Origin of the sequence: Streptomyces sp. NPDC059695, from assembly GCF_042733785.1 — a bacterium.
GTDB lineage: Bacteria > Actinomycetota > Actinomycetes > Streptomycetales > Streptomycetaceae > Streptomyces.
Genome location: NZ_JBHWFF010000012.1, coordinates 201,198 through 223,076 on the forward strand (window position 1 = coordinate 201,198; position 21,879 = coordinate 223,076).

A 21,879-nucleotide genomic window follows, 5' to 3' on the forward strand; every position below is an offset into this window, starting at 1 on the left:
CGTCAGTCCTTGGGGCTGAACGTGGCGAACGCCGTCTCCCGCAGCGTCCTGCACTCCGCGCCGTTCCATTCGTCCTTGGCGCAGCTGATCATGATGGAGTAGCCGTGCGTGGCGTCCACCTTGAAGCCGCGGTTGAGCACGTGGACCCGGATGCCCTTCTGCGTGCGCTCGAACTCCCAGTCGGCGACGGTCGGGTAGCCCTTGTAGGAGACGGACCGTATGCCGAGGTGCTTGTAGTCCTGGCTGGTGGCGGCCACGCCGTACCGGGCCAGTTCCCAGGCGCTCGCCGCGTTGTCCTTCGGGCTGCCGTTGTAGTCGACCTGGACGCGCGGGAAGCCGCCGCTCTCGCTGAAGATCACGCCGAGGTCGTATCCGGGGATCGAGCGGAGCCTGAAGCTCGCGGGCACGGCCATCGAGAAGTGCAGCCGGTCGTTGCTGACGAGGGTGTAGCCGGCGGGCAGCTGCGTGCCGGTCTCGCCGCCGGGCTTCCCGGACGGCGTGGCGGTGCCGTTCTGCCCGTCCGTGGACCCCGTCGTGGACCCCGTCGTGGTGCCGTCGGCGCCGGTGGACCCGGTGCCGGTGTCACCGCCGGGCTGGACTCCGCCCTGCTGGCCGGTGCCGCCCGAGGACTGGCCCTGGGCGCCGCCGTTCCCGCCGGAACCCTGGGCGCCGCCGGAGGCGTCGCCTCCGGCCGTGGCGCCGGCGGAGGCCGTGGTGCCCCCGTCGCCCTTGCCCTGGTCGCCCTCGTCGCCGCCGCTGAGGGAGACCGCGAGGATCGTCCCGAGCAGGGCGAGGACGGCGACCGCGGCGATGATGATCAGGGTGCGGCGCGGCACGACGTCGGTCAGCGGGGCGCGGGCCGGGGCCGCCGGCTTGCCGCCGCCCCGCAGCGGCTCGGTCGCGAGCCTGGGCGTCGGCTTCGGCTCGGCCTTCACGGAGGCGGCGGCGTTCCGTACGGAGTTCAGCGCGCCGCGCATCCGCTCGGCGGCCGCGTCGGGCCCCTGGTCGGCCGCCGGGGCGACGGGGGTCCGCTCGGGACGCGGCGGCAGCGGGATGACCGCGGTGGCCTCGGGCGAGACGGCGGGCGGGGCCTCGGGCGCGTCGAGCACGGCCCGCAGCAGGACCCGGGCGCGGGCGTCGTCGAGCCGCTGCGCCGGATCCTTGGCGAGGAGGCCGTAGATGACCTGCTCCAGCTCGGGTCCCGCGTTCTTCGGCGGGTCGACCGGCTCGGTCATGACGGCCGTGAGGGTGGCGATCGCGGAGCCCTTGTCGTACGGCGGGCTGCCCTCGACCGCCGCGTAGATGAGGCCGCCCAGCGACCACATGTCGGCGGCAGGACCGGGCTTGTGGCCGCGGGCGCGCTCCGGGGAGATGTACGAGGGGGCGCCGACGAGCATGCCGGTGGAGGTGATCGAGGGGTCACCCTCGACCTGGGCGATGCCGAAGTCGGTGAGGACGACCCGGCCGTCGTCGGCGATCAGCACGTTGGACGGCTTCACGTCGCGGTGCAGGATGCCCTCGCGGTGCGCCGAGCGCAGCACGTCGAGGATGGCGAGGCCGACCTCGGCGGCGCGCCGGGGCGTGAGCGTGCCGTCCTCGCGGACGGCGTCCGCGAGGGACTTGCCCTCGATGAGCTCCATGACGATCCACGGACGGTCGTCCTCGTCGACGACGTCGTAGACGGTGACGGCGCCGTTGTTGCGGATCCGGGCGATGGCCTTCGCCTCGCGCAGCGTCCGGGTGATGAGGCGTCGCTTCTCGTCGTCGTCGATGCTCGTGGGGAAGCGGAGTTCCTTGACGGCGACGGTACGGCCGAGGGTCTCGTCGACGGCGCGCCACACGGTGCCCATGCCGCCGCGTCCGAGGACCACTCCGAGCCGGTAGCGGCCCGCGAGCAGCCTTCCCTCGCCGACGGGTGCCTTCCTGAGCCGGTCGCCGCCGCGCGCGCCTGCGGCGCCCGTTCCGCGGTCGCTCTCGCCGTCGCCGTCACCGGCGCCGAAGCCGGCCCGGCCGGTCGACGGCTCGGTGCCGCGCAGCCGCCCGGCGGCGACGGCGTCCTCGTCGTCACCCGTCGCACGACCCTCACCGGAACCAGAACCGGAACCGGAAACGGAACCGGAAACAGAACCGGCTTCGGCACCGCTCGTCCCCGTCGTCCTGTCGGACGGCGCGTCCTGAGGGTCCTTCACGTCCCCGGCGGCCTCCCGGCCCTCGGGGTCGCCAGCGCCCGCGGCGGACTCCACCGGGGCCGCGGGCTTCGCGTCCTCGGCGTCCCGCTCCGGCCCGCGCGTGTCCCGCGGGTCCTTCGCACCGTCGCTGACCTGCGCGTCCTTCGTGTCCCGCGCCGGCTCACGCGCGGCCGGAACCGCTCCTCGGTCGCCGTCGGTCGCGGCCCCCGCGGCGGCGTCCCGCCTGGGGTCCCTCGCCCTGTCCCGCGACTGCTCCGCCTCCGACATGCGTCCCCTCTGCGATCCCTGATCTTCGCCGCGTCTGCCGCTTCCCGCGCGATGCGGTAACCCGCCCTGGAAGAGAGCCCATTGTCCCTCACCTCGGGGCGGGTGACGCCCCGGGGTCCGTACTCCGGGATACGACGCCTCCGCACGGCCCCGAGGTTCCCCCGGGACGGGGGTCCCCCGGACGCTCCGTCAGAGGGGCACGATGTCCGGCGCCCCGAGCCGCGCGGCGTCCGCCGTCAGGTCGTCGGGCTGCCGCTGGGACTCGCGCTCCGCCTCCACCCGCTTCTCGTAGTGCTCGACCTCCTTCTCGATCTGGCGCTCGTCCCAGCCGAGGACCGGCGCCATGAGTTCCGCGCACTCGCGGGCGCTGAGCGTGCCCCGGTCGAAGGTCTCGATGGAGATCCTTGTCCGCCGGGTGAGGACGTCGTCGAGGTGGCGCGCGCCCTCGTGCGAGGCGGCGTAGACGATCTCGGCGCGCAGGTAGTCCTCGGCCGCCGCGAGCGGTTCGCGGAGGCCGGGGTCGGCCGCGATCAGGTCGAGGATCTCCTCCGTCAGGGAGCCGTAGCGGTTGAGGAGATGCTCGACCCTGACGACGTGCAGCCCTGTTCTCGCGGCGATCCTGGCCCGCGCGTTCCACAGGGCGCGGTAGCCCTCGGCGCCGAGGAGGGGGGTGTCCTCGGTGACGCAGGGGGCGACGCGCTGGTCGAGTCCGTGCACCGCCTCGTCGACGGCGTCCTTCGCCATCACGCGGTACGTCGTGTACTTGCCGCCGGCGACGACCACGAGGCCGGGGACCGGGTGGGCGACGGTGTGCTCGCGGGAGAGCTTGCTGGTGGCGTCGGACTCTCCGGCGAGGAGGGGCCGCAGGCCCGCGTAGACCCCCTGGACGTCGTCCCGGGTGAGCGGGGTGGCGAGCACGGTGTTCACGTGCTCCAGGAGGTAGTCGATGTCGGCGCTGGAGGCGGCGGGGTGGGCCTTGTCGAGGTCCCAGTCGGTGTCGGTGGTGCCGACGATCCAGTGGCGCCCCCAGGGAATGACGAACAGCACGGACTTCTCGGTGCGCAGGATCAGTCCGGTGGTCGAGTGGATGCGGTCCTTGGGTACGACGAGGTGGATGCCCTTGGAGGCGCGGACGTGGAACTGGCCGCGCTCCGCGATGAGGGCCTGGGTGTCGTCGGTCCACACACCGGTGGCGTTGACGATCTGCCGGGCCCGGATCTCGTACGCCTCCCCGGCCTCGACGTCCTGGACGCGCGCGCCGACGACCCGCTCGCCCTCGCGGAGGAAGCCGACGACGCGGGCCCGGCTGGCGGCCTTGGCGCCGTAGGAGGCGGCGGTGCGGACGAGGGTGGTGACGAAGCGGGCGTCGTCCATCTGGGCGTCGTAGTACTGCAGGGCGCCGACCAGGGCGTCCTTCCTGAGACAGGGCGCGACGCGCAGGGCGCTCCGCCGGGAGAGGTGCCGGTGCGCGGGGAGTCCGCGGCCGTGGCCGGAGGAGAGCGACATCGTGTCGTACAGCGCGACTCCGGATCCGGCGTAGAACCGCTCCCAGCCCTTGTGCTGGAGCGGGTAGAGGAAGGGGACCGGTTTCACCAGGTGCGGTGCGAGCCGCTCCAGGAGGAGGCCGCGCTCCTTGAGCGCCTCCCGGACGAGGGCGAAGTCCAGCATCTCCAGATAGCGCAGGCCGCCGTGAATGAGCTTGCTGGACCTGCTGGAGGTGCCCGAGGCCCAGTCGCGGGCCTCCACGATGCCGGTCGAGAGCCCTCTCGTGACGGCGTCCAGGGCCGTCCCGGCGCCGACCACTCCGGCGCCGACGACCAGCACGTCCAGCTCTCGCTCGGCCATGGCCGCGAGCGCCTCGGCGCGCTCCGCGGGTCCCAGTGTCGCTGTCCTCACGCTGCTGCCTCCCGTCGTCCCCCGTCTGTCCCACACCCGCCGTACGCACACGGTGAACCGGGCCCGTGCGGTCCGGCTCACAGCTCGATTCTGGCCCGGTCCCGCGACTTCAGCCACCGTCTCGCCACCGACCTGTGGATAACACTCGGCGACCTTCGACCGCACAATGCCGCAGATCGGTCATATTTACGCCTAGTCTGACATTGCGCTCGACCCGTTCTCTCCACCGGGCCTGCGCCTCGCGTCCCCTCCGGCTACTGGGAAGGACGGCCCACCCCCCATGCCCGCTGATCTCGCCGTCATCGGCCTCGGCCACCACGGACTCCCCCTGGCCCAGGCCGCCACCGCCGCAGGCATCGACACCATCGGCTACGACACCGACCCCCGCCCCGTCGCCGAACTCGCCGCCGGCCGCTCCCCCGTCGACGGCCCCCTCACCACCCCCGAGATCCGCCGGATGCTCGCGGGGGGCTTCCGGCCGACCACCAACCCCGCCGAGCTCGGCCGGGTCCGCACCGCCGTCCTCTGCGCCCCGACCCCCTCCGGCCCCGACCGCACCCTCGACCTCACCGCCGTCACCGACGCCGCCCGCGCCCTCGCCGCCCGGCTGCGCCCGCACACCACCGTCCTCCTGGAGTCCCCGGTCCCCCCGGGCACCACCGAGGGCCTCCTCCGCGACGTCCTGGAGGAGGGTTCCGGCCTGCGCGCCGGCCGCGACTTCCACCTCGCGTACTCCCCCGGCCGCCTCGACCCCGGCAGCCGCACCCCCGGCTACACCGGCACCCCCAAGGTCATCGGCGGCCTCACCCCCGCCTGCACCGAGGCGGCGGCCGCCTTCTACGGCCGGCTCACCGACAAGGTGGTACGCGCGCGTGGCCCCCGCGAGGCGGAGACCGTCAAGCTCCTGGAGACGAACTTCCGGCACGTCAACATCGCCCTCGTCAACGAGATGGCGGTCCTCTGCCACGAGCTCGGCGTCGACCTGTGGGACGTCATCCGCTGCGCCGAGACCAAGCCCTTCGGCTTCCAGGCCTTCCGCCCCGGCCCCGGCGTCGGCGGCCACGGCGTCCCCGTCGACACGGTGGGCGGCCACCGCCCGCTGCGCCTCGTCGAACTCGCCGGCCAGGTCAACGAGCGCATGCCGCAGTACGTCGTCCAGCGCGCCGCCACCCTCCTCAACGAGCACGGCAAGTCGGCCCGCGGTGCCCGGATCCTGCTCCTCGGCATCACGTACAAGCCCGACCTCCCCGACCGGCAGGGCTCCCCCGCCGACGAGATCGCCCGCCGCCTCATGGACCTGGGCGCGGCCGTCAGCTACCACGACCCCCACGTCCCCGACTGGCGCGTCCGCGACCTCCCGGTCCCCCGCGCCGACTCCCTCTACGAGGCGGCCGCCCACGCCGACCTCACGGTCCTGCTCCAGCAGCACCGCACGTACGACCTCCAGGGCCTCTCCGTGAAGGCCCAGCTCCTCCTCGACACGCGGGGCGCCACCCCCGCGGGAGCCGCGCACCGGCTCTGAGACCCCGAAGGGCCCCGCACCACCCGGTGCGGGGCCCTTCGTCGGCTGCGGAACGGTCAGCGCTTGTGCTGGGCGTCCGCGACGGTGACCTCGACGCGCTGGAACTCCTTGAGCTCGCTGTAGCCCGTGGTGGCCATCGCGCGACGCAGGGCGCCGAAGAAGTTCATCGAGCCGTCCGGGGTGTGCGACGGGCCCGCGAGGATCTCCTCGGTGGTGCCGACGATGCCCAGGTCGACCAGCTTGCCGCGCGGCACGTCCTCGTGGACGGCCTCCATGCCCCAGTGGTGGCCCTTGCCGGGCGCGTCCGTGGCACGGGCCAGCGGGGAGCCGATCATCACGGCGTCGGCGCCGCAGGCGATCGCCTTCGGCAGGTCGCCGGACCAGCCGACACCGCCGTCGGCGATGACGTGCACGTACCGGCCGCCGGACTCGTCCATGTAGTCGCGGCGGGCCGCGGCCACGTCGGCGACCGCGGTCGCCATCGGGACCTGGATGCCGAGGACGTTGCGGGTGGTGTGCGCCGCGCCGCCGCCGAAGCCGACCAGGACACCGGCCGCGCCGGTGCGCATCAGGTGCAGGGCCGCGGTGTACGTGGCGCAGCCGCCGACGATGACCGGGACGTCCAGCTCGTAGATGAACTGCTTCAGGTTCAGCGGCTCGGCCGCGCCCGAGACGTGCTCGGCGGAGACCGTCGTGCCGCGGATGACGAAGAGGTCCACGCCGGCGTCGACGACGGCCTTGGAGAACTGGGCGGTGCGCTGCGGGGAGAGCGCGGCGGCGGTGACGACACCGGAGTCGCGCACCTCCTTGATGCGCTGCCCGATCAGCTCTTCCTTGATCGGGGCGGCGTAGATCTCCTGCAGACGGCGGGTCGCGGTCGCCTCGTCCAGCTCGGCGATCTCGTCGAGGAGCGGCTGCGGGTCCTCGTACCGGGTCCAGAGACCCTCCAGGTTCAGGACGCCGAGGCCGCCCAGCTCGCCGATGCGGATGGCGGTCTGCGGCGAGACGACCGAGTCCATCGGGGCGGCCAGGAAGGGGAGCTCGAAGCGGTAGGCGTCGATCTGCCAGGCGATCGAGACCTCCTTCGGGTCCCGGGTGCGCCGGCTCGGCACGACGGCGATGTCGTCGAACGCGTACGCCCTGCGGCCGCGCTTGCCGCGCCCGATCTCGATCTCAGTCACGATGTGTGGCCTTTCCCTCTACGTCTGCGCCTACCAGTATCCCCGACACAAGCACGGGGGGCGGCTCCGGCCACATGCCGGAACCGCCCCCGTGCGTCGCGCTGTGTTACTTCCTGCTGTAGTTCGGCGCCTCGACCGTCATCTGGATGTCGTGCGGGTGGCTCTCCTTGAGGCCCGCCGAGGTGATCCGGACGAAGCGGCCGTTCGACTGAAGCTCCGGAACCGTGCGCCCGCCGACGTAGAACATTGACTGGCGCAGACCGCCCACCAGCTGGTGGACGACGGCCGAGAGCGGGCCGCGGTAGGGCACCTGGCCCTCGATGCCCTCGGGCACGATCTTCTCGTCGGAGGCGACGCCCTCCTGGAAGTAGCGGTCCTTGGAGAAGGAGCGCTGGTCGCCGCGGGACTGCATGGCGCCGAGCGAGCCCATGCCGCGGTACGACTTGAACTGCTTGCCGTTGATGAAGAGCAGCTCGCCCGGGGACTCCTCGCAGCCCGCGAGCAGCGAGCCGAGCATCACCGTGTCGGCGCCCGCGACGAGGGCCTTCGCGATGTCGCCGGAGTACTGCAGGCCGCCGTCGCCGATGACCGGGACGCCGGCCGCCTTGGCGGCGAGGGAGGCCTCGTAGATCGCGGTGACCTGCGGGACGCCGATGCCGGCGACCACGCGGGTGGTGCAGATGGAGCCGGGGCCGACGCCGACCTTGATGCCGTCGACACCGGCGTCGATCAGCGCCTGGGCGCCGTCGCGGGTGGCGACGTTTCCGCCGATGACGTCGACCGAGGAGTTCGACTTGATCTTGGCGACCATGTCGCCGACCAGGCGGGAGTGGCCGTGGGCGGTGTCGACGACGATGAAGTCGACGCCGACCTCGATGAGGGCCTGGGCGCGCTCGTACGCGTCACCGGCGACGCCGACGGCCGCGCCGACGAGCAGGCGGCCTTCCTTGTCCTTGGCGGCGTTCGGGTACTTCTCGGCCTTGACGAAGTCCTTGACCGTGATGAGGCCCTTGAGGAGGCCCGCGTCGTCGACCAGCGGCAGCTTCTCGATCTTGTGGCGGCGGAGCAGCTCCATGGCGTCCACGCCGGAGATGCCGACCTTGCCGGTGACGAGCGGCATCGGGGTCATGACCTCGCGCACCTGGCGGCTGCGGTCCGACTCGAAGGCCATGTCGCGGTTGGTGACGATGCCGAGCAGCTTGCCGGCCGGGTCGGTGACCGGGACGCCGCTGATGCGGAACTTGGCGCAGATCGCGTCGGCCTCGGCCAGCGTGGCGTCGGGGTGGACCGTGATCGGGTCCGAGACCATGCCGGACTCGGAGCGCTTGACCAGGTCGACCTGGTTGGCCTGGTCGGCGATGGAGAGGTTGCGGTGCAGTACGCCGACACCGCCCTGCCGCGCCATGGCGATCGCCATGCGGGACTCGGTGACCTTGTCCATCGCGGCGGAGAGCAGCGGGATGTTCACCCGCACGTTCTTCGAGATGTACGAGGCGGTGTCGATCTGGTCGGGCGCCATGTCGGACGCGCCCGGCAGGAGCAGCACGTCGTCGTAGGTCAGCCCGAGTGTCGCGAATTTCTCGGGCACTCCGTCGACGTTGGCAGTCATGACACCTTCCCAAATGGCCTTGATCGGTGCGGGATGTCCATGCTAACGGGCCTGAGCCGTGTCTCATTCCACGATCAAGATCAGCGGGAAGCTTTGGACGTTCGCACGTGTACGAAAGGGATGAGGGTGCCCGGCAAGGCTTACTGCTCGGCCAGTGCGCGGAGCCGGCTGAGGGCGCGGTGCTGGGCGACCCGGACGGCGCCGGGGGACATCCCGAGCATCTGTCCGGTCTCCTCGGCGGTCAGTCCGACCGCGACCCGCAGCACGAGCAGCTCGCGCTGGTTCTCCGGGAGGTTGGCGAGCAGCTTCTTGGCCCACTCGGCGTCGTCGCTGAGCAGTGCGCGCTCCTCGGGACCGAGGGAGTCGTCGGGCCGCTCGGGCATCTCGTCGGAGGGCACGGCGGTGGACCCCGGGTGCCGCATGGCGGCCCGCTGGAGGTCGGCGACCTTGTGTCCGGCGATGGCGAAGACGAAGGCCTCGAAGGGCCTGCCCGTGTCCTTGTAGCGCGGCAGCGCCATCAGGACCGCGACGCAGACCTCCTGGGCCAGGTCCTCGACGAAGTGCCGGGCGTCGCCGGGCAGCCGGTTGAGGCGGGTGCGGCAGTACCGCAGGGCGAGCGGGTGGACCCGCGCGAGCAGGTCGTGTGTGGCCTGCGCGTCGCCGTCGACCGCGCGGCGGACGAGCGCGCCGATCTCCCCCTGCCCGGCAGGCATGGGGGAACCCACGGTCTCGTCGTCGCGCATCGCTCCATGGTGCCCCGACGCCTCGGCGTTCGTGGCACCGCGTCCGTAGTTGTGCACCGAAGCGTTATGAGCAGGTGCGCCGGTACTCATTTCCCGCGCCCTCCCCTCCCGCTCGATCGACTCGTCCCCGAGGAACTCCACATCTCAAGGATGCGGCATTCCGCGGGGAAGTGACACAAGCCCACCCCGTCCACCCCACGACGGACGCGGGCGAGGACGGGGAGACGGCAGGTGACCTGCGATTCAGCGGACCAGGCCCCAGCGGAATCCGAGCGCCACGGCGTGCGCCCGGTCGGAGGCGCCGAGCTTCTTGAAGAGGCGTCGGGCGTGGGTCTTGACCGTGTCCTCGGAGAGGAAGAGCTCGCGCCCGATCTCCGCGTTGGACCGGCCGTGGCTCATGCCTTCGAGGACCTGGATCTCGCGCGCGGTGAGGGTGGGCGCGGCGCCCATCTCGGCCGAACGGAGGCGGCGCGGGGCGAGCCGCCAGGTCGGGTCGGCGAGCGCCTGGGTGACCGTGGCCCGCAGCTCGGCGCGCGAGGCGTCCTTGTGCAGGTAGCCACGGGCGCCCGCGGCGACCGCGAGGGCGACGCCGTCGAGGTCCTCGGCGACCGTGAGCATGATGATGCGGGCGCCGGGGTCCGCGGAGAGCAGCCGGCGGACGGTCTCCACGCCGCCCAGACCGGGCATCCGCACGTCCATCAGAATCAGGTCCGAGCGGTCCGCGCCCCAGCGGCGGAGGACTTCCTCGCCGTTGGCCGCGGTGGTCACGCGCTCGACGCCGGGCACGGTCGCGACCGCGCGGCGGAGCGCCTCTCGGGCAAGCGGGGAGTCGTCGCAGACGAGGACGGATGTCATGCCTGACCTCCGCGGCTCTCGCAGCTGTTGCGCGTCACCTTGAGCCTCCAGGGCTGTACGTATCGTCACCTGTGCGGTTGACGCTCTCGGACGTTTGCCCGATCGCTTGTTCCTTCAACCGCCTCCACACTCTCAACGACGGTCACTCGAAAGAGTTACGGGTCGGACGGCGTCTTCGGCACTCTACGTGAGGAGTCGTGCGCGGAGGAGAGTGGCGCAGGTCGTTCGTCCCAACATCGAAGGCTATGCCCCATTTAGCGGGATTTCTTCCCTTTTCGCAGTGTCTGTGGCTAGATTCGCAATGAGTCATATTTACATCTACTTCGACAGTAGGTGCAGCCACCGGACCTGCCGGGGTCCGAGGACCCCCGGCCATCAGCCATCCACCCGCCCACCAATCCGTTCGACACGGTTTCAAGGGGACAAGCGCTATGGCAGATTTCTCCCGCCTTCCCGGACCCAACGCCGATCTGTGGGACTGGCAACTGCTCGCGGCCTGCCGCGGCGTCGACAGCTCCCTGTTCTTCCACCCCGAGGGAGAGCGCGGCGCGGCACGGAGTGCGCGTGAGAACTCGGCGAAAGAGGTCTGCATGCGGTGCCCGGTGCGCGCGGAGTGCGCGGCCCACGCACTCGCCGTGCGGGAGCCCTACGGCGTATGGGGCGGCCTCACCGAGGACGAACGCGAAGAGCTCATGGGACGCGCGCGCAATCGCCTGATCACGACGGCGCCGGCCTCCCCGCCGGTCACGTCCGCCACGTCCGTGACATCCATGACGTCGATGACATCCCTCGGGGAGCGCATGTGAAGGAACGTTTCTTCTTGATGCTCTGAGCGGCCGAACCGCACCCGGTCGGACCCGTGGGCCCGCGCGCGTCGCCTACGCGCGCGTGGCCGCACGCATCAGTTCGTCGAGCGTGGCGGCGACGGCCGGGACCTGCGCGAGGTCGGGCAGCGTCAGGGCCACGATCTCCCGCTCCACGGCCGGCTCCACGGACACGGTCCGCGCCCCCTTGGGACGTACGGACTCGATGGCCAGCTCCGGCAGGACGGCGACGCCCAGACCCGCGCCGACCAGGCCCACCACGGCCGGGTAGTCGTCGGTGGCGAAGTCGATGCGGGGGGTGAAGCCCGCCTCCTCGCACACGTCCACCAGCTGGCGGCGGCAGCGCGGGCAGCCCGCGATCCAGGACTCGTCCGCGAGCTCCGCGATGCCGACCGCCCCGGCGTCGGCGAGCCGGTGCCCCTCGGGCACCAGGCCGACGAGCCGGTCGGCGAGGAGCGGTCGGACCACCAGGTCGTCCCACTCGGCCTGCCCCGCCCCGTACCGGAAGGCCAGGGCGATGTCGCAGTCGCCTTCGCGGAGCATCTCGATCGAGCGCGGCGGTTCGGCCTCGACCAGGGAGACCCGGGTGCCGGGGTGCGCGGCCCGCAGCGCGGCGAGCGCGGTGGGCACGAGGGTGGAGCTGCCGCTCGGGAACGAGACGAGGCGGACGCGGCCCGCACGGAGCCCGGCGATGGCCGCGACCTCCTCCTCGGCGGCGGTGAGCCCGGCGAGGATGCCGGAGGCGTGGCGCACCAGGACCTCGCCGGCCTGGGTGAGGCGCATCTCGCGTCCGGTGCGGATCAGCAGCGGCGTGCCGGCGGAGGCTTCGAGCGCCTTCATCTGCTGGCTGACGGCGGGCTGGGTGCAGCCGAGTTCGCGCGCGGCGGCCGAGAAGGAGCCGGTGGCGGCGACGGCGCGCAGGACGCGGAGGTGGCGGGCCTCGATCATGCGTCCAGCATAAGCGACTCTTGGGTGAAGCTTCCTGTTCTCGCGAGCTACTTTGAGATCGGCGCCCGTAAAGTGCCCACATGACCTTGCTCAGTGTGAATGTGGGCCGCGCCAGGCCCGTGGAGTACACGGACGCCGCCTCGGGGATGACGGGCATCGACAAGCGCCCCGTGGAGGGGCCCGTGCGGATCGAGGCGCCGGGCGCGCCCGGCGTCGGGGCGAGCGGGGTCGCCGGGGACGCGGTCTGCGACCTGCGCTTCCACGGCGGCGACGACCGGGCGGCGTACGCCTTCGCCCGGGAGGACATGGACCTGTGGGAGCGGGAGCTCGGCCGCGAGCTGGTCAACGGCTCGTTCGGCGAGAACCTCACCACCCGCGGCCTCGACGTGAACGGGGCGCTGATCGGCGAGCGGTGGCGGATCGGCGAGGAGGTGGTCCTGGAGGTGACCGGCGGCCGCATCCCGTGCCGTACCTTCGCGGGCTTCGTCGAGGAGAAGGGCTGGGTGAAGCGGTTCACGCGGTCCGAGGCCGGTCCGGGCGCGCTGCTGCGGGTGATCGTGCCGGGCGAGGTGCGGGCCGGCGACCCGATCACGGTGCTGCACCGGCCGGACCACGACATCACCGTGGCGCTGCTGCACCGCGCGGCGACCACCGAACGCGCCCTGCTGCCCGACACGTTGGCCGCCGCCGAGTGGATGGAGTCCGGACTCCTGGCGCTCGCCCGCCAGTACAAGGAGAAGTACGCCAAGCCGTAGGCGCGGAACGGGGCACTAGGTTGCCCGTATGACGACAGCATTGATTACGGGCGCCACCGCGGGCATCGGAGCCGCCTTCGCACGGCGACTGGCGGCGGACGGCCACGACGTCGTGCTCGTGGCCAGGGACGTGAAGCGGCTCCGGGAGCAGGCGACCGAACTGCACGACCGGCACGGCGTCGAGGCCGAGGTGCTCTCCGCGGACCTCTCCGAGGAGAAGGGCATCGCCGCCGTCGAGGCCCGGCTCTCGGACCCGAAGCGGCCGGTGGACATGCTCGTGAACAACGCCGGCTTCGGCAACAGGGGCCGGTTCCTCGAGGTCTCCATGGCCGACGAGCTGAAGATGCTGACGGTGCACTGCGAGGCGGTGCTGCGGCTGACCTCGGCGGCGGCCGCCTCGATGAAGGCGCGCCACCGGGGCGCCGTCGTGAACGTGGCGTCGGTGGCGGCCTTCCTGCCCCGCGGCACCTACGGCGCCTCGAAGGCCTGGGTCGTGCAGTTCACCCAGGGCGCGGCGCGGGACCTCGCGGGAAGCGGGGTGCGGCTGATGGCGCTCTGCCCCGGCTTCGTGCGGACCGAGTTCCACGAGCGGGCCGGGATGGGCACGGACAACATCCCGGGCTGGATGTGGCTCGACGCGGACAAGCTGGTGACGGCGGCGCTCGCCGACCTGGAGCGGGGGAGGACCCTGTCGATCCCGGACCCGCGCTACAAGGCCCTCATGGGTGTGGTGAAGCTGGCGCCGCGCGGTCTGCTCGGCGGGGTGTCCTCCAAGGCGGGCCGCAAGTACGGGCCGGAGTAGGCCCTTCAGAGGGGCGGTTCCAGGGCCGCGAGCTCTTCGAGATCGAGGTGTGCGGCGGTGCCGTTCCGCCAGGTCACGGTGAGGGCGTGGGGGCCCGTGACCCGGACGTCCGCGAGGTCCGGCGCGGGGGCGGGGCCGGTTTCGGCGGTCAGGGAGGCGAGGGCCACGAAGAGGGCGGCCGGGCCGTGCGTGGCGCCGTGGAGGGCGAGGGTGCGGGTCCCCGGGCCCTGGAGGGTCTCCCCGGTGGGGAGTTCCAGGACGTCGGGCCGGTAGCCGTGGACCGGGTGGAGCTGCGCGTGCGGGCCGTCCGGGGTGACGGCCCAGCCGGTCTGCCGTACGGGGGTCCCCTCCGGGGCGCCCAGGACGAGGTGCGCGCGGAGCTCGGCGCGGCCGTGGACGAGCGTCGCGGAGAGGACCCGGACGCCGGGCAGCGGACGGTGCAGGGAGGCGGCCCGGTCGGGGCCGGTGGTGAGCGGGGTGGCGGGGCCGCGGGTGGTGGGCCTGCCGTCGACGAGCAGCGCGAAGTGGTTGTCGGCGGGCGCCGTGCCCGTACTGGGTCCGGTACGGGTGGAGTAGGCGTGCCGGGCGTAGCCGGGGTCGTCCGCCTCGCCCGGCGCGCTGTGGACGTGGTTGCTGCCGTGGTTGTGGAGGCGTACGAGCCCGTCGGCCGCGGTGGTCTGGACGAGCAGCCCGGCGGGGGCGACGGGGCGGACGGTGTCGGCGCGTTCCGCGGGCAGGGGTTCCTCGGGGTCGGTCCAGGCGGGGTGGCCGGCGGGCAGGAGGAGGCCGAGGAATCCCTTGGACGCCCAGTAGGGGGAGCCGGGGCCCGAGTACTCCTGGACGAGCGGCGGGTACGGGCCGTGCCAGCCGAGGCCGAGGAGTCCGCGCTCGTCGGTGGCGCCGCGGTCGAGGAAGTACCGCAGGCTGCCGGAGGCGAGGCGGCGCGTGGCGCCGGGGGTGAGCGGGGTGTGGCCGGTGAGGGTGCCGAGCCAGGGGGCGGCGGCCGCGGCGAAGCGGTAGATCAGGGACCGCCCGTACGGGACGGGGGCGCCGTTCGCGTCGAAGAGGTGGACGTACGTGTCGAGGTGGGCGCGCAGCCGGGGACCGTACCGGTCGAGGAGGTCCTCCTCCCCGGCGAGGTGGGCGTGGAGGACGGGGTAGAAGTGCAGGGCCCAGGCGTTGTAGTGGTCGAAGGCGCGGTTGTCGCCGTCGCTGTACCAGCCGTCGCCCAGGTACCAGTCCTCGATGCGGGCGAGGGAGCGGTCGATCGTGGCGGCGGCGCGGTCGGTCTCGATCCCGGCGTCCCGGAGGAAGCCGGCGACGGTGAGGCCGAAGAGCCACCAGTTGTTGTCGACCGGGGACGGTTCGAGGGCGGGCAGGAGCCAGTCGGCGGCCCGCTGCCGGGTGCGGTCGTCGAGGCGGTCCCAGAGCCAGGGGCGGGTGAGGCGCAGGCCGAGGGCGACCGAGGCGGATTCGACGACCGCCTGGCGGGTGCCGGCCATCGCGGGCCAGGACTCGCGGTCCTCCCGTCCGGGGTGCGCGGTGCCGGCGGCGAGCCCGGCGGCGTACCGGCCGAGGTGGCCGTGCGGGTCCTCGCCGTGGGCGCCCGCCACGCGGAGGGCGGCGAGGAGGAAGGTGCGGGCCCAGCCCTCCAGGCCGTCGGAGCGGGGTCCCGACCAGCTGGGACGGGCCCCGGGGAGGTCGACGAGGCCGCGCCCCGGCGAGGCGAACGGGCGCACGTCCAGGAGGAGTCGGTCGGCCGCGGCCTCCCAGTGGGCGCGGGTCCAGCCGGTGTACGGGCTGAGCTCACGGTTCTCGGGCGGCGTGGGCATGATGCTCCCTGGGGCTCCGTGCGGCGACGTCTGCGTCGCCGGGAATCCTGGACAGACACCGATCGAACGTCAAGAGAAGCAGAGCGAATGATCGAAACTTCCGTCGTTCGATCATTTCTCGGCTAGGGTGGGCGGCCCCGGTCCGCCGGGCCCACCCTGGGGTCGACGGACCACCACCACCGCGAGGGGGAACCGCCGTGCGCGAGAGCGCTGCCGAACGACACGACCGACTGCTGGCCCTGGTGCGCGAGCGCGGCACCGCCCGCGTCTCCGAACTGGCCGAACGCCTCGGGGTCTCCCCCGTCACCGCCCGCCGCGACGTCGAGGTGCTGGCCGGCCGGGGCCTGCTCGACCGGGTGCACGGCCAGGTGTCCTGGCCCCGGCGGCAGGGCGCCCCCGCCGGCGGACGCTCCGGCGAGGGCCTGGTCCTCGGCCTGCTCGCACCCTCCGCCACGTACTACTTCGCCGAGGTCATCCGGGGGGCCCACGAGGCGGCGGCCCGCGCCGGGGCGCGGCTGGTGCTGCGGATCTCCGACTACCGGCCGGAGGAGGACCGCGCCCGCACCGAGGGGCTCCTCGCCGCGGGCGCCGAGGGCGTCCTCGTCGCGCCCGGCTGGCGGGGCCCCGAGGACCGGCTCGCCTACGGGGACTGGCTGGCCGAACTGCCCGTGCCGGCCGTGCTCCTGGAGCGCCGAGCCGAGCCCGGCAGCCCGCTCGACGGCCTGGACCGGGTCGCCTCCGACCACGCCCACGGGGTGCTGCTCGCGCTGCGCCATCTCCTCGCGCTCGGCCACGCGACGCCGCTGCTCGTGGCCCGCGGGGACTCCCCGACCGCGCTCGCGGTGCGCGCGGGATACGCCGAGGCGCTGGGGACGCTGGGCCTGGAGGAGCCGCGCCCGGTCATCGACTCCGTACCGGCGGAGGCGGACCCGGAGGGCTTCGAGCGGGCGGTGCGGGCGCTGCACGAGGCCGTCGGCTCGGGTCTGGCGAGCGCGGCCCTGGTCCACAACGACGTGGACGCGATCGAGATCGTGCAGCGCCTGGCCGACCTGGGCGTGCGGGTGCCGCAGGACCTGGCCCTGATCGCGTACGACGACGAGGTCGCCGCCCTCGCCGACACCCCGCTGACGGCGGTCGCCCCGCCGAAGCGCCAGGTGGGGCGGCACGCCACGGAACTCCTGGTGGAGCGGCTCACGGAGGGGCCCGGCGAGGACGCGGCGCGGCGCCATCTGAGCCTGCTGCCGTGGCTGCGGGTGCGGGCCTCGTGCGGGGCGGACACGACACCCACAGTTTGATCTTTTTTCGATCAATCAATCTTTCGCTCTTGACTTCGGTCATGAACGGTCACAGGATCACGGCCACAACCTCCCAGCCGCCCCGCCCTCAGGAGCCGTGCCGTGACCCGTACCTGGAGCAGAACGTCCCGCGTCATAGCCGGCACCGCCACCGCCCTGGCCGTCCTCACGGCCTGCGGCGGCGGCGGTGACGACACCGCCAGCAAGCCGAACGGGCCCGTGACCCTCACCTTCTGGGGCTGGGCCAAGGGCTCCAAGGACGTCGTGGACGCCTTCAACGCCTCCCACACCGACATCCAGGTGAAGTTCGAGGAGATCCCCTCCGGCACCGCCGGCGGCTACGCCAAGATCTCCAACGCCGTGAAGGCGGGCAACGCCCCCGACCTGGTCTCCATCGAGTACTCCTCGCTCCCCGAGTTCGTGAGCTCCGGCGCCCTCCAGGACATCGGCGACCAGTTCACCGAGGCCGACCGCGCCAAGCTCCTGCCGCAGTCCGTCGAACTCACCACCCTCGGCGGGAAGTCCTGGGCCGTCCCCTTCGACGCCGCCCCGCAGGCGTTCTTCTACCGCAAGGACCTCTTCGCGAAGTACAAGGTCCAGGTGCCCACCACCTGGGACGCGTTCAAGAAGGCGGCCGAGCAGGTCAGGAAGGCCGACGCCAAGGCCCGCATCGCCACCTTCTTCCCCGACGACCCGACCACCTTCGAGGCCATGGCCTGGCAGGCCGGCGCCCAGTGGTTCAAGGCCGAGAACGACACCTGGAAGGTGAACACCACCGACCCGGCCACCACCAGGGTCACCGCCTACTGGCAGGGCCTCCTCGACGCCGACCTCGTCCACAAGGACGCCTCCTTCAGCCCCGAGTGGGTCGGCTCCCTCAAGAACGGCACCACCGTCGGCTACCTCGGCGCCTCCTGGGGCGCGGGCGTCCTCAAGGGCAACGTCCCCGAGATGGACGGGAAGTGGGCCGTCGCGCCCATCCCCACCTGGGACGGCAAGCCCGCCAGCGGCATGCTCGGCGGCACCTCCTTCGCCGTGACCAAGGACAGCAGGCAGAAGGCCGCGGCCGTCACCTTCGCCGAGTGGATGTCCACCACCGAGGCCGGCATCAAGGCCCGGATCGCCTCCGGCACCTCCAGCGCCTTCCCGGCCGCCGCGAGCCTCCGCCCCGTCGCCAAGCAGGCGTTCGACGCGAGCTTCTACGGAGGCCAGGACATCTACGCCCTCTTCGAGGCGGCCGGCGCATCCATCAACCCCCACTGGTCCTGGGGCCCGACCACCGGCACCACCAACACCGCGATCAAGGACCGCTTCGGCAAGATCGCCCAGGGCGGCCCCGGCATCGCCGACGCCGTCAAGGGCGGCCACGACGCCACCGTCGCCGAGCTCACCAAGCGCGGCCTGAAGGTCGAGGGCTGACCCGGTGAAGGCCCGCACCCGCGCCGCCACGCTCCTGCTGACCCCCTTCTTCGTCCTGTTCACCGCGGTGATGGTGGTGCCGATCGGATACGCGGTCTGGCTCAGCCTCTTCACCGAGAAGCAGTCCGGACTGGGCTTCGGCGGCACCGAGACCATCTTCACCGGCCTCGACAACTACACCGCGGCGCTGGGTGACCGGGCCTTCCTGGAGGGCTTCGGCGTCCTCTTCGGGTACTGCCTGCTCTACATCCCTCTGCTGCTCGCCGGAGCCCTCGGCCTCGCCCTCCTCCTCGACTCGGCGCTCGCCCGCGCCCGCCGCTTCTTCCAGCTCGCGCTCTTCCTGCCGCACGCCGTCCCCGGCATCATCGCCGCCCTGATCTGGGTCTACCTCTACACGCCCCAGCTCAGCCCGGTCGTGCAGGCCATGGAGGCCGGAGGCGTCGGCTTCGACTTCTTCTCCCCCGAGGGCACCCTGCCGTCCGTCGTGAACATCGCCCTGTGGGAGTGGCTCGGCTACAACATGGTCATCTTCTACGCCGCCCTCCAGGCCATCGACCGCTCCGTCATCGAAGCGGCCACCGTCGACGGCGCCGGGGCCTGGCGCATCGCCTTCTCCATCAAGGTCCCCCTGGTCAAGGCCTCGCTCGCGATGGTCGCCCTCTTCACGATCATCGGCTCCCTCCAGCTCTTCACCGAGCCCCTCATCCTCAACAAGGGCACCGGCTCGGCCGTCACCTCCACCTGGACGCCGAACATGTACGCCTACACCGCGGCCTTCGACCGCAACGACTACGGGCTCGCCGCCGCGGCCTCCGTCCTCCTCGCCCTGACGGCGGCGCTGCTCTCCTTCGCGGTGACCCGGCTGACCGGCCGCCGCAAGGCCGGCACGGCGCGGCGGCCGGCCCCCGCGCGAAAGGCCGCCCCGGCCCGGAAGGAGCAGACGGCATGAGCACCCGCTCCCCGAACCGATGGCTCTCCCAGGCGGCCGTCAACGGCGCCCTCGTCCTCGCCGTCGTCTACATGCTCTTCCCGCTGGTCTGGCTGCTCACCGCAGCCACCAAGGACGCCGGGGGCCTCCTCGCCGGGGACGCCTTCTCCTTCGAGGGCTTCGACCTCGGCGGCAACCTCTCCCGGCTCGCCGAGTACAACGACGGCATCTACTTCCACTGGTACGCCAACAGCCTCCTCTACGCGGGCCTCGGCGCCCTCGCCTGCTCGCTGGTCAGCGTCGCCGCCGGATACGCCTTCCACGTCTACGACTTCCGGGGCAAGGAGAAGCTCTTCGGCCTCGTCCTCCTGGGCGTGCTCGTCCCCACCACCGCGCTCGCCCTGCCGATGTACCTCCTCGCCAGCGAGGTCGGCATCGTCAACACCTACTGGGCCGTCCTGATCCCCGTCCTCGTCAACCCCTTCGGCGTCTACCTCTCCCGGGTCTTCTGCGCCGGCTACATCCCCGACGAGGCCCTGGAGGCCGCCCGCATCGACGGAGCGGGCGAGATGCGGGTCTTCTGGTCCATCGGCCTGCGCATGGTCATGCCCGGCTTCGTGACCGTCTTCCTCTTCCAGTTCACCGCCGTCTGGAACAACTTCTTCCTCCCCCTGGTCATGCTCTCGGACCAGAAGCTCTTCCCCGTGAGCCTCGGCCTGTACGCGTGGAACAGCAACGCCCACGCGGAACCCGACTACTACCCCCTCGTCGTCACCGGATCCCTGCTCGCCGTCGTCCCCCTCGTCGTCGCCTTCGTCTCCCTCCAGCGCCACTGGAAGGCCGGCCTGACGGCCGGCAGCGTCAAGTGAGGAGCACAGGTACCACGATGCACCCGACCACCGACAACCGGCCCACCGTCCTCCTGGCCATGGGCCCGGGCATCGACGGACGCCTCCTCACGGACGCCCACCGGACCCGTCTCGCCGGACTCGCGGACACCGACCCCCACCTCGTCGCCCACGACCTGACCGGCCCCGACCCGCGGGTCGCCGCCGCCCTCGCCGAGGCCGAGGTCCTCCTCACCTGCTGGGGAGCGACCCCGCTCACCGCCGAGGTCCTCGACCGCGCGCCCCGTCTGCGCGCCGTCGTCCACGCGGCCGGCTCCGTCAAGCACCACGTCACCGAGGCCTGCTGGGAACGCGGCCTGCGCGTCACCTCGGCCGCCGCGGCCAACGCGCTGCCGGTCGCCGAGTACACGCTCGCCGCGATCCTCTTCGCCGGGAAGCAGGTCCTGCGCTCCGCCCAGCGGTACGGCGAACTGCGCACCGACCACGCCTGGCTGGAGGAGTCCGCCACCTGGGGCAACTACCGCCGCACCATCGGCATCGTCGGCGCCTCGCGCATCGGCCGCCGGGTCGTCGACCTGCTGCGCCCCTTCGACGTCGAGATCCTGCTGTACGACCCGTACGTGGACGTCCCGCCGCCCGGCGTGGAGCTCGTCGGCCTCGACGAACTGTGCGCCCGCAGCACGGTCGTCTCGGTCCACGCGCCCCAACTCCCCTCCACGTACCGCATGATCGGCGCGGCGCAGCTGGCGGCGATGCAGGACGGCGCGACCCTGGTCAACACGGCCCGGGGGTCCCTCGTCGACGAGACGGCGCTCCTCCCCCACCTCGTCTCGGGCCGCCTCCACGCGATCCTCGACGTGACGGACCCGGAGCTCCCGCCCCCGGACTCCCCCCTCTACACCCTCCCGAACGTCCTGCTCACCCCGCACGTCGCCGGTTCCCTGGGCAACGAACTCCACCGCATGGCGGACCAGGCCCTGGACGAGGTGGCGCGCTACGGCAGGGGGGAGCCGTTCGCGGAGGAGGTCCGGGCGTCGGACCTGACCCGATCGGCCTGACCGGCCCATCCCACCTAGACTGGAGAGGTCCTACCGGGGTCGGGAGGCGTCATGACATTCGTGCAGATCATCGACTGCAGGACGAGCCGGGTGGAGGACCTGAACCGGCTCATGGACCGGTGGGTCGAGCAGACCCAGGGCAAGCGGACGGCGATGCACAGCATCGTCGGCAAGGACCGCTCGGACGCCTCGCACGTCGTGGAGATCGTCGAGTTCCCCTCGTACGACGTGGCCATGCGGAACTCGCAGCTCCCCGAGACCGACCGGATCTTCCGGGAGATGGTCGCGCTCTGTGACGAGATGCCGACCTTCACCGACCTGGACGTGGTCCGGGACGAGCAGATGTACAAGGCGTCGTCCCGCCGCTTCTTCGAGCTGGTCTCGGCCCCCGGGGAGCTCGCGCCGCTCGACGAGGTGCTGGCCGAGGGCTACCACGACCACGATCCGACCAACCCGAACGACTCGGTCGGCATGGACGCGGTACGGCGCCAGGCGGAGATGTGGCGGGCCGCGTTCGACTTCACCTTCACCGTCGAGGACCAGATCGCCGACGGCGACCGGGTCTGCTCGCGCTGGACCTGGAACGGCACCCATGTCGGCGACTTCATGGGGCTCCAGCCCACCGGGATGGAGGTGAGCATGACCGGGATGCTCGTCCAGCGCTTCCGGGAGGACGGCAAGGCCGTCGAGGGCTGGTGGATGTACGACATGCTCGGGCTCATGGGGCAGCTCGGGGCCGTGGAGGCCTGATCGTCACGGCATCCCCCCCGGGGGGTGTCCCGAGAACGCACCGAGGCCCGGGGGGGCCCCCCCCGGGGCGCCCCGGCGGGGGGGGGGGGGGGGGGGGCGCGCGCGGGGGGGGGGGGGGGGGGCCGGGGGGGGGGGGGCCGGGCGCCCGCGGAGAGGGA

Annotated in this window: 18 protein-coding genes; 10 read left to right on the top strand and 8 right to left on the bottom strand. The window is 72.5% G+C overall.

The features are described from left to right. Positions 1-2 precede the first annotated feature (2 nt). Together ACFV2S_RS17600 and ACFV2S_RS17605 are read right to left on the bottom strand one after the other, a co-directional pair. Positions 3-2,456, bottom strand: a complete 2,454-nt coding sequence (locus ACFV2S_RS17600) for a protein kinase (protein WP_385559402.1) — start codon at positions 2,454-2,456, stop codon at positions 3-5. A gap of 189 nt (positions 2,457-2,645) precedes the next feature. Next, complete coding sequence (locus ACFV2S_RS17605; RefSeq protein WP_385559405.1) at positions 2,646-4,352, bottom strand: glycerol-3-phosphate dehydrogenase/oxidase; 1,707 nt, start codon at positions 4,350-4,352, stop codon at positions 2,646-2,648. A gap of 280 nt (positions 4,353-4,632) precedes the next feature. On the opposite strand from ACFV2S_RS17605, the gene ACFV2S_RS17610 reads away from it, so the two are divergent. After that, positions 4,633-5,874, top strand: coding sequence for a nucleotide sugar dehydrogenase (locus tag ACFV2S_RS17610; RefSeq protein WP_385559408.1), 1,242 nt, complete (start codon positions 4,633-4,635; stop codon positions 5,872-5,874). Positions 5,875-5,930: 56 nt separating this feature from the next. Here the strand turns inward: ACFV2S_RS17610 and ACFV2S_RS17615 are convergent, their stop codons facing one another. The 4 genes from ACFV2S_RS17615 to ACFV2S_RS17630 form a co-directional block, all read right to left on the bottom strand. Further along, positions 5,931-7,055, bottom strand: coding sequence for a GuaB3 family IMP dehydrogenase-related protein (locus ACFV2S_RS17615; RefSeq protein WP_383794403.1), 1,125 nt, complete (start codon positions 7,053-7,055; stop codon positions 5,931-5,933). A 106-nt stretch (positions 7,056-7,161) separates the two neighbouring features. After that, positions 7,162-8,664: an IMP dehydrogenase gene (gene guaB / locus ACFV2S_RS17620; protein ID WP_385559412.1), complete on the bottom strand. Its 1,503-nt coding sequence runs from the start codon at positions 8,662-8,664 to the stop codon at positions 7,162-7,164. A gap of 140 nt (positions 8,665-8,804) precedes the next feature. Further along, a complete protein-coding gene (locus ACFV2S_RS17625) occupies positions 8,805-9,407 on the bottom strand; it encodes a sigma-70 family RNA polymerase sigma factor (RefSeq protein WP_359675790.1) in 603 nt (200 codons plus the stop codon). A gap of 243 nt (positions 9,408-9,650) precedes the next feature. Next, positions 9,651-10,262, bottom strand: a complete 612-nt coding sequence (locus tag ACFV2S_RS17630) for a response regulator transcription factor (RefSeq protein ID WP_003948568.1) — start codon at positions 10,260-10,262, stop codon at positions 9,651-9,653. A 431-nt stretch (positions 10,263-10,693) separates the two neighbouring features. Between ACFV2S_RS17630 and ACFV2S_RS17635 the strand changes: the two genes are divergently transcribed. After that, positions 10,694-11,068 carry a WhiB family transcriptional regulator gene (locus ACFV2S_RS17635; protein ID WP_383794408.1) on the top strand — a complete coding sequence of 125 codons (375 nt, stop codon included), beginning with the start codon at positions 10,694-10,696 and terminating at the stop codon, positions 11,066-11,068. A gap of 72 nt (positions 11,069-11,140) precedes the next feature. Here ACFV2S_RS17635 and ACFV2S_RS17640 read toward each other — a convergent pair whose 3' ends face one another. After that, positions 11,141-12,034 (bottom strand): LysR family transcriptional regulator, encoded by an 894-nt coding sequence (locus ACFV2S_RS17640; RefSeq protein WP_383794411.1) that lies wholly within the window; start codon positions 12,032-12,034, stop codon positions 11,141-11,143. A gap of 80 nt (positions 12,035-12,114) precedes the next feature. Here ACFV2S_RS17640 and ACFV2S_RS17645 point away from each other — a divergent pair, with 80 nt between their 5' ends. Beyond that, on the top strand, positions 12,115-12,789 hold the full coding sequence (locus ACFV2S_RS17645) for an MOSC domain-containing protein (protein ID WP_385559417.1): 675 nt from the start codon (positions 12,115-12,117) through the stop codon (positions 12,787-12,789). Between the two features lie 28 nt (positions 12,790-12,817). After that, positions 12,818-13,591: an SDR family NAD(P)-dependent oxidoreductase gene (locus tag ACFV2S_RS17650; protein ID WP_385559420.1), complete on the top strand. Its 774-nt coding sequence runs from the start codon at positions 12,818-12,820 to the stop codon at positions 13,589-13,591. 5 nt (positions 13,592-13,596) lie between these two features. Here ACFV2S_RS17650 and ACFV2S_RS17655 read toward each other — a convergent pair whose 3' ends face one another. After that, positions 13,597-15,423, bottom strand: coding sequence for a DUF2264 domain-containing protein (locus ACFV2S_RS17655; RefSeq protein WP_385559423.1), 1,827 nt, complete (start codon positions 15,421-15,423; stop codon positions 13,597-13,599). A gap of 197 nt (positions 15,424-15,620) precedes the next feature. Between ACFV2S_RS17655 and ACFV2S_RS17660 the strand changes: the two genes are divergently transcribed. The 6 genes from ACFV2S_RS17660 to ACFV2S_RS17685 all read left to right on the top strand — a co-directional run bounded on the left by ACFV2S_RS17660 (position 15,621) and on the right by ACFV2S_RS17685 (position 21,721). Continuing rightward, the gene (locus tag ACFV2S_RS17660; protein ID WP_385559426.1) at positions 15,621-16,718 is read left to right on the top strand and encodes a substrate-binding domain-containing protein; all 1,098 of its coding nucleotides are present in this window, start codon (positions 15,621-15,623) and stop codon (positions 16,716-16,718) included. A 102-nt stretch (positions 16,719-16,820) separates the two neighbouring features. Further along, positions 16,821-18,137 (top strand): ABC transporter substrate-binding protein, encoded by a 1,317-nt coding sequence (locus ACFV2S_RS17665; protein ID WP_385559429.1) that lies wholly within the window; start codon positions 16,821-16,823, stop codon positions 18,135-18,137. A gap of 4 nt (positions 18,138-18,141) precedes the next feature. After that, positions 18,142-19,086 (top strand): carbohydrate ABC transporter permease, encoded by a 945-nt coding sequence (locus ACFV2S_RS17670; RefSeq protein WP_383800909.1) that lies wholly within the window; start codon positions 18,142-18,144, stop codon positions 19,084-19,086. Then, positions 19,083-19,934 (top strand): carbohydrate ABC transporter permease, encoded by an 852-nt coding sequence (locus ACFV2S_RS17675; RefSeq protein WP_383800906.1) that lies wholly within the window; start codon positions 19,083-19,085, stop codon positions 19,932-19,934. Before ACFV2S_RS17670 ends, ACFV2S_RS17675 begins: the two co-directional genes overlap by 4 nt. Before the next feature lie 17 nt (positions 19,935-19,951). Continuing rightward, positions 19,952-20,971 carry a hydroxyacid dehydrogenase gene (locus tag ACFV2S_RS17680; RefSeq protein WP_385559433.1) on the top strand — a complete coding sequence of 340 codons (1,020 nt, stop codon included), beginning with the start codon at positions 19,952-19,954 and terminating at the stop codon, positions 20,969-20,971. 51 nt (positions 20,972-21,022) lie between these two features. Next, positions 21,023-21,721 (top strand): ester cyclase, encoded by a 699-nt coding sequence (locus ACFV2S_RS17685; RefSeq protein ID WP_385559436.1) that lies wholly within the window; start codon positions 21,023-21,025, stop codon positions 21,719-21,721. Positions 21,722-21,879 lie beyond the last annotated feature (158 nt).